The sequence below is a fragment of the Enterococcus diestrammenae genome (assembly GCF_049384045.1).
GTDB lineage: Bacteria > Bacillota > Bacilli > Lactobacillales > Enterococcaceae > Enterococcus_C > Enterococcus_C diestrammenae.
In genome coordinates this window covers 1-12,651 of record NZ_JBMRGR010000003.1, presented here as the reverse complement: position 1 = coordinate 12,651, position 12,651 = coordinate 1, and the positions used below count along the sequence as shown (strand labels likewise).

General features: G+C 46.5%; 13 protein-coding genes, 1 other RNA gene and 1 pseudogene. 12 read left to right on the top strand and 3 right to left on the bottom strand.

Features of this window, described 5'->3' with window-relative positions; translation table 11 throughout:
• Positions 1-90 precede the first annotated feature (90 nt).
• From ACO03U_RS03065 to ACO03U_RS03035, 7 genes are all read left to right on the top strand, one after another.
• Positions 91-1,119, top strand: coding sequence for a S66 family peptidase (locus tag ACO03U_RS03065; RefSeq protein WP_204685634.1), 1,029 nt, complete (start codon positions 91-93; stop codon positions 1,117-1,119).
• Positions 1,120-1,138: 19 nt separating this feature from the next.
• Positions 1,139-1,732: a tRNA adenosine(34) deaminase TadA gene (gene tadA / locus ACO03U_RS03060; RefSeq protein ID WP_204685636.1), complete on the top strand. Its 594-nt coding sequence runs from the start codon at positions 1,139-1,141 to the stop codon at positions 1,730-1,732.
• A 93-nt stretch (positions 1,733-1,825) separates the two neighbouring features.
• An RNA gene (gene ffs, locus ACO03U_RS03055) (signal recognition particle sRNA small type) lies at positions 1,826-1,910 on the top strand.
• A 209-nt stretch (positions 1,911-2,119) separates the two neighbouring features.
• The gene (locus ACO03U_RS03050) at positions 2,120-2,614 is read left to right on the top strand and encodes an RNA polymerase sigma factor (RefSeq protein WP_204685642.1); all 495 of its coding nucleotides are present in this window, start codon (positions 2,120-2,122) and stop codon (positions 2,612-2,614) included.
• Positions 2,615-2,644: 30 nt separating this feature from the next.
• A complete protein-coding gene (locus ACO03U_RS03045; RefSeq protein WP_204685644.1) occupies positions 2,645-3,679 on the top strand; it encodes a DUF4179 domain-containing protein in 1,035 nt (344 codons plus the stop codon).
• Positions 3,680-3,895: 216 nt separating this feature from the next.
• A complete protein-coding gene (locus ACO03U_RS03040; RefSeq protein WP_161869349.1) occupies positions 3,896-4,303 on the top strand; it encodes a MarR family winged helix-turn-helix transcriptional regulator in 408 nt (135 codons plus the stop codon).
• A gap of 13 nt (positions 4,304-4,316) precedes the next feature.
• The gene (locus ACO03U_RS03035; RefSeq protein WP_204685645.1) at positions 4,317-4,952 is read left to right on the top strand and encodes a nitroreductase family protein; all 636 of its coding nucleotides are present in this window, start codon (positions 4,317-4,319) and stop codon (positions 4,950-4,952) included.
• A 47-nt stretch (positions 4,953-4,999) separates the two neighbouring features.
• On the opposite strand, the gene ACO03U_RS03030 is transcribed toward ACO03U_RS03035, so the two are convergent.
• Positions 5,000-5,524, bottom strand: a complete 525-nt coding sequence (locus tag ACO03U_RS03030; protein ID WP_204685646.1) for an FUSC family protein — start codon at positions 5,522-5,524, stop codon at positions 5,000-5,002.
• Between the two features lie 218 nt (positions 5,525-5,742).
• On the opposite strand from ACO03U_RS03030, the gene ACO03U_RS03025 reads away from it, so the two are divergent.
• The 4 genes and pseudogenes from ACO03U_RS03025 (at position 5,743) to ACO03U_RS03010 (ending at position 9,498) form a co-directional block, all read left to right on the top strand.
• A complete protein-coding gene (locus ACO03U_RS03025; RefSeq protein ID WP_204685647.1) occupies positions 5,743-7,125 on the top strand; it encodes a bifunctional metallophosphatase/5'-nucleotidase in 1,383 nt (460 codons plus the stop codon).
• A 74-nt stretch (positions 7,126-7,199) separates the two neighbouring features.
• A pseudogene (locus ACO03U_RS03020) lies at positions 7,200-7,820 on the top strand (YutD family protein); the annotation flags it as partial.
• A 263-nt stretch (positions 7,821-8,083) separates the two neighbouring features.
• Positions 8,084-8,854, top strand: coding sequence for a TIGR01457 family HAD-type hydrolase (locus ACO03U_RS03015; RefSeq protein WP_204685649.1), 771 nt, complete (start codon positions 8,084-8,086; stop codon positions 8,852-8,854).
• On the top strand, positions 8,851-9,498 hold the full coding sequence (locus tag ACO03U_RS03010; RefSeq protein WP_204685651.1) for a TIGR01906 family membrane protein: 648 nt from the start codon (positions 8,851-8,853) through the stop codon (positions 9,496-9,498). The genes ACO03U_RS03015 and ACO03U_RS03010 overlap by 4 nt, the downstream gene beginning before the upstream one ends.
• Positions 9,499-9,855: 357 nt before the next feature.
• Here the strand turns inward: ACO03U_RS03010 and ACO03U_RS03005 are convergent, their stop codons facing one another.
• On the bottom strand, positions 9,856-10,365 hold the full coding sequence (locus ACO03U_RS03005) for a phosphatidylglycerophosphatase A family protein (RefSeq protein WP_161869356.1): 510 nt from the start codon (positions 10,363-10,365) through the stop codon (positions 9,856-9,858).
• Between the two features lie 296 nt (positions 10,366-10,661).
• Positions 10,662-11,666: an NAD(P)/FAD-dependent oxidoreductase gene (locus ACO03U_RS03000; protein WP_204685653.1), complete on the bottom strand. Its 1,005-nt coding sequence runs from the start codon at positions 11,664-11,666 to the stop codon at positions 10,662-10,664.
• Positions 11,667-11,950: 284 nt separating this feature from the next.
• On the opposite strand from ACO03U_RS03000, the gene ACO03U_RS02995 reads away from it, so the two are divergent.
• A complete protein-coding gene (locus ACO03U_RS02995) occupies positions 11,951-12,541 on the top strand; it encodes a peptidylprolyl isomerase (RefSeq protein ID WP_204685655.1) in 591 nt (196 codons plus the stop codon).
• Positions 12,542-12,651 lie beyond the last annotated feature (110 nt).

The following is a 12,651-nucleotide window of genomic DNA, read 5'->3' as shown; positions in this document are numbered from 1 at the left end:
AGTTATTTTTTAGATGAAAAAAATGCACCGCTATCGCGAGAAGGGAAGACTTTTGGTATACTACTAGCAACGTTTGGAGGAGGCCTTTCGATGAAAAAACCAGCCCGTTTACACGTTGGCGATAAAATCGCAACCATCGCTTTATCGGCAGGACTAGCCGGTGAACCAGCTATTTTGTGGCGCTATGAACAAGGCAAGCGCCAGTTACAGGAGTTAGGGTTTGAGGTAGTGGAAATGCCCCATACCTTGGCAGATGTCCAGTCGGCCTATGCGGATCCGCAAGGGCGGGCGCGGGATTTGGAGCAAGCTTTGCTGGATCCAGAGATTAAAGCCATCCTGTCGACGATTGGCGGCAGTGAAAGTTATCGTATTTTTCAGCATGTGGATTTGCAGATTTTGCGGGAGCATCCGAAACCTTTTATCGGCTATTCGGATTCGACTTCGGTTCACCAGTTGTTTCGTATGGCGGGAGTGGGCTCTTTTTACGGACCCTGTCTGCTGGTGGATTTTGCAGAAAATGGTGGGGTTCCAGCCTTCACTCGTGAGGTCTTTGAAGCAGTTTTGATGGCAGATACCACCGGCTATGTCTATCCTTGGCGGGAAAACTGGACCAGCGAATTTTTACCTTGGGAAATCGCCAACCAGCCCTTGCGTCGTCAGCTCCAACCGGATCGCGGGCCTTTGGTGTTGCAAGGGAAAGGTCAGGTGACTGGTCGCTTGCTGGGTGGTTGCCTAGAAGTCTTGGCCATGTTGCGGGGCACCCCGCTGTATTCGACACCAGAGGATTTTGCCGGAGCCTTGTTGCTTTTGGAAACCTCAGAAGAAATGCCAGTCCCTGATTTGGTGGAACGGGAACTACGAACCATGGGGATCATGGGCAACCTCAGCCGAGTCAACGGGATTTTATTTGGAAAACCTCAAGAAGAAACTTACTTCCAGGAATACCAAGACGTGATTCAAAAGGTCTTACGGGAATTTGATTTGCCAGACTTGCCGGTAGTCTACAATTGTAACTTTGGGCATACCGAGCCGAAGTGGACCTTGCCTTTAGGGGTCGCCGCTAAGCTAGACCTAGAGGCCGGCACCTTGACCTTGTTAGAATCCGCAACCAGTGAATAAGGTGGAGATGAGAACTATCATGACGGAAAAAACAACGACTCTTAGCCAGAGGGAAAAAGAACACTATATGCGCTTGGCGATGATCGAAGCCCAAAAAGCCGAAGCAATCGGGGAAGTTCCCATCGGTTGTGTCTTAGTGCTAGATGGAGAAGTCATCGGCCGGGGACACAATCGTCGCGAAGAAACCCAAGATGCCACTGCTCATGCCGAGATGTATGCTATCCGGGAAGCCTGTAGCAAAATTGATAGTTGGCGCTTGGAGCGGTCACAGCTCTTTGTCACCTTAGAGCCTTGTCCCATGTGCAGTGGGGCGATGCTTTTATCCCGGGTGGAGGAAGTCTTCTTTGGCGCCTACGATCCCAAAGGTGGCACGGCCGGCACCTTTATGAACTTGCTGACAGATGAGCGTTTCAATCATTGGTCCTACGTGGAAGGGGGAATCTTGGAAGCGGAATGTGGCGCTTTGTTGACGGACTTTTTCCGGGGCATTCGGCAACGACAAAAACTCCGGAAACAACAACGCAAAGCTGAAGTCGCTGCCCGGATCGCCCAACAAACCCAAGCCCTGCAACAGTTGTCAACTAACCAGCAGGAGAGGGACGATTTGGATTGACCCTTAGACAAGCAAGAAAAGCCGTGAAAAATGATTTTTCTCAAAAAGACTAGCCAAGGAACTAAATTTGGGTTATACTAGTTTTTGCCGAAAGGCTAGGACAATGGCTGGGCAGTGAAGTGGGTCAGATTCGGAAGAAAGCAGCCCTAAGCAGTTGCAGCCATGTGTCCGATACATAGGTGATGGGACAGGCTTTTGGGCCTGTCTTTTTTGTTTTATTTGGTAAAGAAGTGTCCACCAGAAACGTGACTTTCTGTGGACGCTTTTTTTTGACGACAGCAACATAAAAACTAGCAGCATATTTAATCAAGAAAATAGGTGCTTGTTGGGAACCTTTTACCACCCCAACGACTCTAATTAGTAGAGAGTCAAAAAGGAGCGGGCGTTATGGAAGACATTGAATTTTTAGTCAGGCAGGCACAAAGGGGGAATCATGAGGCATTTATCCAGCTGATCACCGGCTATGAGCAGGTCTTGTATTTGACAGCAAAGCGTTTTTTACACAATAGCTACGATGTGGCCGATGTGATGCAAGAGACGATACTCATCAGTTACCGAGATATCAAAAAGCTGAAAAGTCCCAAATATTTCAACACTTGGATCTACAAAATTCTGGTGAACAATTGCAAGAAGTATTTGGAAAAGAATAACAAGTTGGCATACGAGGAGCACGACCAATCCGTGAATTACTTGGCGGATAAACTGGAGCTAAATGAGTTAATCGGAGAGATTGCCGACACTTACAAAATTCCGTTGATTTTATTTTATTACAACGATTTAAGTCTCAATGAAATTACCGAGATTCTAGATCTCCCCATTGGTACCGTGAAATCACGGCTGTCCCGCGGGCGTAATTTGTTGGAAGCCGCTTATAAACAGTAAGGCGCTGGATTTGAAAAAGGAGGAAATGGTATGACTGAATTTGAACAACAACTAAAAAAAGCTTTGAAGGGAGATGCCAAGATGGCGATGGAACCAGAAGTTCGGGGGAAAATAGAGGCGGCTTACGGGAAGATTCGTAAGCAGCAAAAACGGCGGCGTCTGCTGGGAAGATTGGGAATCGTGGCGGCAGTCTTATTGGTGGCCGGGGGGATATTTTCTCAGACCGCACCCGGGGCATCGGCTTTGGCATTTATCCAGATGAAGTTCTTCCCACAATCGGTTCTGCAAGACAACTTTGTGCGAGAGGAAAACTTGGTAGCTGTCGATCAGGACGTGTCAGTAACTTTGGAACGTATATATGTGGATGATATCGAGCTAGGTTTTACCTTGACAATTGATTATTCTAAAAATCAAGAGATGGTGAAAAACGAGGATTTGGTGAGGGAGTTTTGGCCAAAGATCAGCATTAAGACGACGGAGGGTGTAACACTAGATGAAGGTAGTATGAGTATTACGCCTCATTTGGATACGGCTAACCATGTGATGTTCTATTTTATGGCTGCCCATCCAGCAAACTTTGCAGGCTATGCAACAATTGCTGGCTTAAACATCACAATTGATAAGATTAGCGGCTTTGAAAAAATTGAAAATCCGCAGCCTGGATTGTCGACAGTGGAGGTCCTTGCGGTGGCAAAAGGGAACTGGAACTTTACGGTCGCCAATAAGGATATGGAAAAGTTTGCTGGAATCAGTTACAAACAAAAAAATCAATCTGAGTTGCCAGTTGCAGAGGGTATCGCTTATCCTAGTGGCTTTGTCGTGAAAATTTCAGATGCTGAAAAACGTAGTGCTTTATTAAGACAGCGGGCGAAAGAAGGCAAAGACAATAGTCAGCGTCTACGAGTGGAGCAAAATGGGGAAACGAACTATTATGAGTGGAATCGCGGGTATCAAGAGGGAAATATTACTTATGGGATTTTTGACTACACCGGCTACAAAGAAGATGCCAACATTTACCTGGAGCAAGAAGGATTTGACGACGTGGTCTTTCAGGTGGCACAGTAGCTTTTGCGTGAAGTAAGTGATTCGTTTAATTAGTTAAATATTTAAAAAGACAGCAAGTATGGGACAACAGACCTAGAGCTTGCTGTTTTTGATTCCCTTACTAGATGTATATCCATACCCTCCTCTTCACAAGCAAATCACTACCCATTTTTCTGACTTTTATTTATAGTTGACTGGTCAATCATTGACAAGTCAATTGTAAACGAGGGGGACACGATGAACTTACGAGAAACGAGCCAATTGTTTTATCAATTGAAGTTGGCCAATCAGGAAATGACCAGCAAATTTGAAAAAGAAACAGGGTTTAGTCTGACCCGCTATGAGTTGCTGCAGTTTTTGAAAGAAAACGGTTCTTGTTTGCAGTCTGCTTTGCAAGAGGTGTTGAAAATCGATAGCGCAGCGGTGACTCGCCACTTGAAAGTGTTGGAAGAGAAAAACTATGTGCTCCGGAAACGTAATCCTGACAATCATCGAGAAGTCTTTGTGCAGCTGACAGGGACTGCCAGCAGTGCTTTGAGTCGGTGTGAAGGGACGCATCGTGACGCGCCATCCTTGATACAGTTGAATTTAAGTGAGGAAGAGGCAAAAATGTTGTTGGGATTGCTTAAAAAAATACAACAGTGAAAGAAGGATTCAAATGTCAGAAAGAAGCAACAATGATTTTGAAAATATTGTCTTTGAAAGAAAATCGGTGCGGGTATATGATGAAACGGTGAAAATTCCCCATGAAGAAATGCTAGCGATGATCGATGAAGCGGTGACGGCACCTTCTTCGGTCAACATGCAGCCTTGGCGCTTTGTGGTGGTGGAAAGTGAAGCTGAAAAAGCCAAATTGCAACCTTTGCTTCGTTTCAATACCCGCCAAAACGCAACTTCTTCAGCGATGATCTTGATTTTCGGTGATTTGCAATGTTACGAATATGGGGAAACGATTTACAATCGGGCGGTGGAGGAAGGCAAGATGCCTCCAGAAGTGCGGGATCAACAGTTAGCAACGATCATCCCTTATTACAAAAATTTCTCCAAAGAACATATGAACGACGTGGTGAAAATCGACTCAAGTCTAGCAGCGATGCAGTTGATGTTAGTGGCCCGTGCTCACGGCTACGAAACCAATCCCATCGGTGGCTTTGAAGCAGAGTTGTTAGCGGAAACGGTTGGTTTGGACAAGGAACGCTACTTGCCAGTGATAATTTTGTCTATTGGGAAAGGGGCAGAAGAGGGCTATTCCTCAGTCCGTTTGTCCGCTAGCGAAATTACCGAATTTAAATAAGCAAAAAACCAGTTGCCTCAGCCAAGGAGGTAACTGGTTTTTGCATGTTAGTCGATTTCAGCTGAAGGAGCATCAGCCGAGGCTTTTTCACAAGTTTCCGGTGTGGGTAAGATGCGGTTGACGGCGATGGCGATAAACATGCCGATAATGCTATCGATGACGCGGTTGAAAGCATAATGGTAGGAATCGTAACTGGGAATCATAAAGAGAATCGTCAGTAACGTCGCACAAGCTCCCACTGTCCCTTCGTGGTAATCAAAGCGAGCCAACAAGGCGATAATCAACATAATCACAAGCGGAATCGCCACCAACTGGACAGGTTTTGATTGGCCAAATGTCTTGAAAATAAAGATACAAATCATGGAAGCGATGGCGCCAAATGTGTTGCCCATGATGCGGTGTTTGCCATAGCGGACGGTATTCACATGGTCGTCTCGGATGGTAAAAATCGCCGTGATACAAGCCACAACATAGGTTTCCCGTTGTAATAAAAAACTGATCAAAATACATAGAAAAACACTGACTCCAGTCTTAATATTACGAAAGCCAAAACGGAGGCCCAAGATTTGCATTGCATTCGTCCTTTCCTTGAAAACATGTAAAAACAGCATCTGACACCCGCCGGATACTGTTTCATTTTAGTATACTGATAACGACTGTTCTCTGTCAATCCTTATTTAACAAAGGTTTTCAGTGAAATATTTGTCAAAATCCAATCAAAGCGTACTTTTTGTAAGCAGTCTAGAATATCTTATGGTAGACTGAGTCTTGAAGAAACGAGGGATGACTGATGGAAAAAATTACGTTAATTCATACCAACGACTTGCATTCCCATCTGGAAAACTGGCCCAAAATTCGCCGTTACCTTAACCAACGGAAACAGGAGATTGAAGACCGGGGGCAGACAGTGATCACGGTGGATCTGGGGGATTTTGTGGATCGTTGGCACCCCTTGACCGAGGCCACCAATGGGCAAGCCAATATTCAATTGATGAACCAAGTGAACTACGATGCGGCGACGATTGGCAATAACGAAGGCACGGGCAATTCCAAGCGGGACTTGGATCATCTTTATGATGAAGCCAATTTTGATGTGTTACTGGCTAATCTTTACGATAAAACCACGTTGCAAATGCCCGCTTGGTGCAAACCCTATAAAATAATCACTACGGCTGCTGGCACGAAGATTGGCCTGATTGCCATGACGGCGGCGTTTCCTTTGACTTATGCCCCCAATGGTTGGGATATTCGGGAGCCGATGGAGATTTTACCCAGCTTGTGTCTGCGATTGAAAAAAGAGGTGGATGTCTTGGTGCTTATGAGCCATCTGGGGGTAGTCGATGACTTGGATATCGCCCAGCAACTGCCGGACATTGACGTGATTTTGGGGTCCCATACCCATCATCTGTTTGCGAAAGGTCGTCTGGAAAATGGGGTCCAGTTGGCGGCAGCGGGGCGGTTTGGGGAGCATATCGGGGAGGTGGCTCTTCTCCTTGACGATCAGCATCACGTGGTGGAAACCAAGGCCCACACGATTGCTACCGCTAGTTTGACGGTCTTTCCTGAAGATGAGGAAGAAGTGGCAAACTTTCTGGCGACGGGGCATCATTTATTGCAGGAACAAAAAGTGGCTAGACTCCCTCATGACTTATCCTTGGATTTGGAAGCTGAGTTTCCTTTGATCCAGACAGCGTTAGAAGCGGCTAAAGTGCGAGGGAAAACCGCAGCTGCGATTCTCAGCAGTGGGCTGTTTTTGGCACCTTTGCCAGCGGGGGTAGTGGATCAGGATATGCTTCATGAGAGTTTGCCCCATCCGATGCATTTGATCCGCGTGACCTTGACGGGGGAAGATTTGGAGCGGATGGTTTTGGAAATGGAGAAAAATCGCGGTTTCTTGCGGCGTTTTCCCATGGTGGGGATGGGCTTTCGCGGGAAGATTTTCGGGGAGATTGTCTATTCCGGGATCACTTATGATGACGTCAATCACCAAGTCTTGTGGCTGGATAAGCCGGTGGATCCTAAGGCGGACTACACCTTTACCACCGTGGATCATTTCATGTTTGTTCCTTTTTTCCCGACGATTGAGCTGAAAGGTCGCCATGAGTTTTTGTTCCCCGAGTTTATCCGCTCGGTGGTGGCGAGCTATTTACACAGTCACTACCCTTTGACCTAAAAACAAGGTATAATGAAATCTAGCGAGACTTTTTGCCAATCTGGGAAAAAGTCCATCAATCAGGTGGTGGAAAAATGACCAATAACAAAGCAAACTCTGATGAAAAAACAACCTCAGAGGTAAAAAATAAACAAACCGACACGCCAACTATCGCAGATGAACTGGCGCAAGTCCTTGAAGAAGTGACCCAAGATGAAACACCAGCGGCACCTCCCAAAGGTGAACCGGTGACGCTGCTTAACGAAACCGATTTGATGGTAGGCGAACGGGAATACAAGTTGGTAGCCAATCATCGAGAGGGTTTCAATGCCGAAAAACTTGGCGAGCGTTTCAGTGATGTATTAGCCCGCTACGATTACATCGTGGGGGATTGGGGCTATGAGCAGTTGCGGCTGAAGGGCTTTTTTGAAGCCGATGACCGCAAAGCCTTGCCGGAACAACGCATCGACACCTTGGAAGATTATCTGTATGAGTTCTGTAACTTTGGCTGCGCCTACTTTGTCATCAAGCGCATCGGCGGCAAGCGGGAGAAGACTTCCAATCGTCGCCGTCGTAAAAAGGGCAGTCGCGAGGAAAGCTACCAAGAAAATGCCGCAGGTTCCCCAAGAAGCAATGAAGGCAATACCAGTGGCACAAGCAAAAAGTCCGGCGCTACTCGTAACAACCGGGGCAATCAACGAGGCAATCAAAAACGGACGGGCAACGACAATCGCTCAGACAGCCGTAGCAACAATCGTGGCAACTCGCAAAACAAAACTAGCGACTCCCGAAACAAACGACAAAGCCCGGCTACCGGCCAAGCCTTTATCGAAGAACGCCGCGAAAAGCTCAACCAAAAACGGCGACCAGTGATCAAAAATCGCCAAGAAAAACCAGCAACACCGACGAAGCCCAGCCAACCAGCCCATAAGAGTGGCAAAAAAGGCGGCTATACTATCAGGAAACGAGAAGATTAATTTTGACATATAAAGGTTATTTGATTGATTTAGATGGTACGATTTACCGCGGCAGCGAACCGATTCCAGCAGGCAAACGCTTCGTGGAAGAACTGCAACGGCGCAACTTGCCCTTTTTGTTCGTGACCAACAACACCACCCGCAGCCCGGAGACCGTCCAAGAGCGGTTGGCCAAGATGTTTGATATCCATGTGGCGGCCGAGACTATCTATACCGCAAGTTTGGCAACCATCGATTACATGAAAGATGCCGGCCGTGGCAACAAAGTGTATGCCATCGGTGAAGCCGGCTTGATTGATTTGCTATTGGCGGCAGGCTTTGTCTGGGATGAAGAGGCACCCGATTATGTCGTGGTGGGCTTGGATAATGATGTGACTTACGAGAAGTTTGTGATCGCTACCTTAGCCATTCAAAAAGGGGCGATGTTTATCGGCACGAATCCTGATAAAAACATCCCGACAGAACGCGGCTTGATGCCTGGAGCAGGGGCTTTGATTGCTTTCATGGAGACGGCAACGCAAACAAAACCGATCTTTATCGGCAAACCAGAAGCCGTCATCATGGAAAAAGCCGTCCAACGCATCGGTCTATCGAAAGAAGAAGTCTTGATGGTCGGCGACAACTATGAAACGGATATCCGTTCCGGGATCAATAACGGCATCGACTCCTTGTTGGTCCTCTCTGGCTTTACCCCGAAAGAAGCGGTACCTAGCTTGCCAGTAGCCCCGACGTTTGTGATTGACTCCTTGGATGAATGGGAGTTTGACCGATGACGGCGGCGGTGAAGGATTCACGGCGCATTAGCGAAATCTTCGGCTTACTTTGCTTGTTTTTATTTTTACTGACCTTGGCGATCACTATCACGATCAATTTTCGCCCGCTGTATGTGTTTGACATTCAGCATTTAGACATTTTGGATTGGGTGGATATGAGCCGGGAGACGTTATTGAAAAACTTCGATCAGCTGATGGCTTTTTTGAATAATCCCTTCAATCAGACCTTAGCACTGCCGGACTTTCCGATGTCAGAGGCTGGGCGGGGGCATTTTGTCGATGTGAAGAAGCTCTTTATTTTGAATTATGCTGTCTTGATTCTTTCAGTTATACCAGCGATTTGGTATCTTCGTCGATTGAAAAAGACAGGGCGCTTATTTAAATTGGTGCGGCCGTTTCAATGGGGGATGATCATTCCCGTGTTATTGGGTTCCGTGATGGCAGTGGGTTTCGATACCTTTTTCGTCAAGTTCCACGAGTTATTTTTTGCCAATGACGACTGGCTGTTTGATCCTGCCACTGACCCCATCATCAACGTCTTGCCCGAAACCTTCTTCATGCATTGCTTTATTTTGGCCTTTGTCTTGTTAGAAGTCTTCTTTTTGGCCATGGTCATCTGGGGCCGCCGCTCTTTGAAGAAATAGACTAGCATAGACCAGCATGAACAGTCGCTTTTCCAGTAGGTCGGATTAGTGGCTGTTTTTATATTTCCAAACAAAGACCACCAACCGAAGCACTTTTCAGTTGGTGGCCTTTTTTTTCTTAGACTAAGGTATTATAAAATTTTCACAAGTGAAAATTCTATAATACCTTAGTCTAACAATGTCTGGCTTCACGAACTAGCTCAGCTACCGCATACAGTTGGACTAAGCAAGAGTCGCTAAGTCCAGCTAGCATCTTCTAAAATTAAGGCGAAACCGACTCATGATAAAGAACATCATGTGTCGGTTTCGCCTTAATTCTCGAGAGCTGAACGAGTTCGTTCAGCCTTTCTTATGCTATTATTGCACAATATAATGGGATTTCGATGGGTGGGAGTGAGCTAGACGACTGGCAGCCGCAGCGGCGATGGCACCCACGATATCATCTAAGAAGGTGTGGACGTTTTTGCCGTCATGGGCGTTAAGTTCTGCCAAGATGCCTGGTTTCACTTTGTCGATGTAGCCGTAATTGGTAAAGCCGATGGAGCCGTAGACATTGACGATGGACAAAGCGAGGATTTCGTCGATGCCGTATAAGCCTTCATCTTCCGCGACGATTTCTTGCAACGGAGCCAGTAATTCGCCTTTTTCTGCTAAGATATCCAGTTGAATACCAGTGAGGATCGTATTGTGGACTTCCCGTTTCGTCAATACCGATTCGACGGAGGCGATGCATTCGGCCAAAGTGATGTTCGGGATGTAGTCTTTTTGGAGAAAATAAACCAAATCCCCGATGTCTTTCAAGCTAACTCCGCGACTATTTAATAGTTCCCGGGCTTCTTCTTCTAATGTTTTTGTTTCGATTACCATGTTTCATTCCTCCAATAACTGCTGTCGCAACCTTTTATACCGTGTTCTTGAAAATTTGGCGAACACCAGGTGACAGCCTTTTTCGTGAGAGACAGGTACTTGAAAATGCAAATAGCTGTGGGATTTTCTGGATTTTCAGGTGGGCTGTCCTCGTTTTGAAAACACTTACATAAAGATATCGTACCATAATTAAGCATATTTGAACACTGCTTCTTTGTCAAAAATATCTCATCTTATGTTTTCCTAAACATTCAGAAGCCCTGATACAAAGCGACAGACAGTGGGGAAAGCTGTTGTCATTTTTCGTCACCATTGCTCACTTTTTTGAACAGGCTAGTGGAGTGACCGGGATGGAGATGCTGTTCTGGATTTAAGTAATAAAGGGCGTTGTTGACGGCAGTGGGGGCTTCCCCAAATCCTGCGGCAATCAGTTTGACCTTCCCTTGGTAGCTGGCGATATCACCACAAGCATAGACGCCTGGCAGCGAAGTACTCATATCAGAAGCTACCGTGATGCCGCGACGATCCCCCTCTAGCTGCCAATCCCTAAGATCGAGGCTACTGGTAAAGCCATAGCTGACCAATAATTGATCGCAAGCCAGTGTTTCTTTTTCCCCACTTTTGGTATGAGTCAAAGTAAGCTGTTGGAGGTGCTCTTGGCCAGTAAGCTGATCAATGATAAATGGGGTCTTCAACGTGATATTGTCGTGCGCCAGAACTTGAGCTAAGGTGTGTTCGTGGCCACGGAAATTATCACGACGATGCACGAGGGTCACAGAAGCGGCGCTGGGGGCTAGCAGCAGCGCCCAGTCCAAAGCAGAATCGCCACCACCGGCAATTACGACGTCTTTTCCGGCATAGCTTGCCAAATCAGCGACGAAATAATCCAAGCCATGGCCTTCATATTGGGGGGCTTCTGGGAGTTTTAGGCGGCGGGGGCTAAAGGAGCCATTTCCCAAAGCCAACACTAAAGACCGGGTATAGTGGGTTTCCCGGTTGGTAGTGACGGTGATCAAGCCAGTTGCTGAAGGCTGAATACCAGTCACTTCTTGTTCCAAAGCATACGTATGAGAAAAAGTCGCTAGCTGTTCCTTCAAATTGGTGACTAGATCGCCGGCTTTGATGGCTTGGTAGCCGGGAATATCGTAAATCATTTTTTCGGGGTAAAGGGCGGCCAGCTGTCCGCCTAGTTGGGGCAAGCTATCGATTATCTTGGTCTTGGCTTGGCGCATGCCAGCATAAAAGCCTGCAAAAAGCCCAGCTGGCCCGGCGCCGACGATGGTGATGTCATATATTTCCATGGAATATCCTCCAGTAAGGTTGGTTTGGGAAAATGTTGATTTCAAGAGGCACGGCTGGTAAAGAGAGCCGAGCGTTTTAATTGAGAATCTTTCTCATTTTCTAACTGGCATTATAGCAACCCTTATCTGGAGTTTCAATGATAATGAGTTTTTTGGTGGCAAACTTATGCTTTTCTGCTATCATGGTACTAGGAAAAGCCCTGTCATTGATCCAGTCAAGTGGATGAAGCAGGGGAAGTGTGTACGTAGGAAGTGACGTACTAAATTTTGAAGGAGTGACGCAGATGTCTGAATTTCCACAATTATCTTTAGCAGCACAAACTGGCCACAAAGCCTTAATCAAAACCAACCGTGGCAATATCTTGGTTCAATTGTTTCCTGAAATTGCCCCAAAAACTGTTGAAAACTTTGAAACATTGGCCAAACAAGGCTATTACGATGGGGTGATTTTCCACCGAGTAATCCCTGATTTTATGATCCAAGGGGGCGACCCAACCGGTACTGGTATGGGTGGGGATAGCTCATTTGGCGGCGATTTTGAAGATGAGTTTTCCAAAGAACTCTTCAATCTTCGGGGCGCTTTGTCCATGGCTAACCGGGGGCCAAATACCAACGGCAGCCAGTTTTTCATCGTTTCTAATCAAAACGTTCCTGGCAACATGTTAGGTCAATTGGAAGGCGCGGGCTATCCATCAGAAGTCATTGAAGCTTACAAACAAGGGGGCACGCCTTGGTTGGACTTCTGTCATACGGTTTTCGGCCATGTGGTTGAAGGCATGGACGTGGTAGACGAAATTCAAAACGTGCAACGGGGACCACAAGACAAACCGGTGCATGATGTGGTTATTGAAGGCATTGAAATCCAAGAAGCCTAAGAGAATCGAGAGAAGAGAACTTCCTGTTTTATGGAGGCTGCTGAAAAACTATCACTTTTCAGCTAAATTGATATTCTAAAAACTATCTACTGTAAAGAAAGAGCCAATTC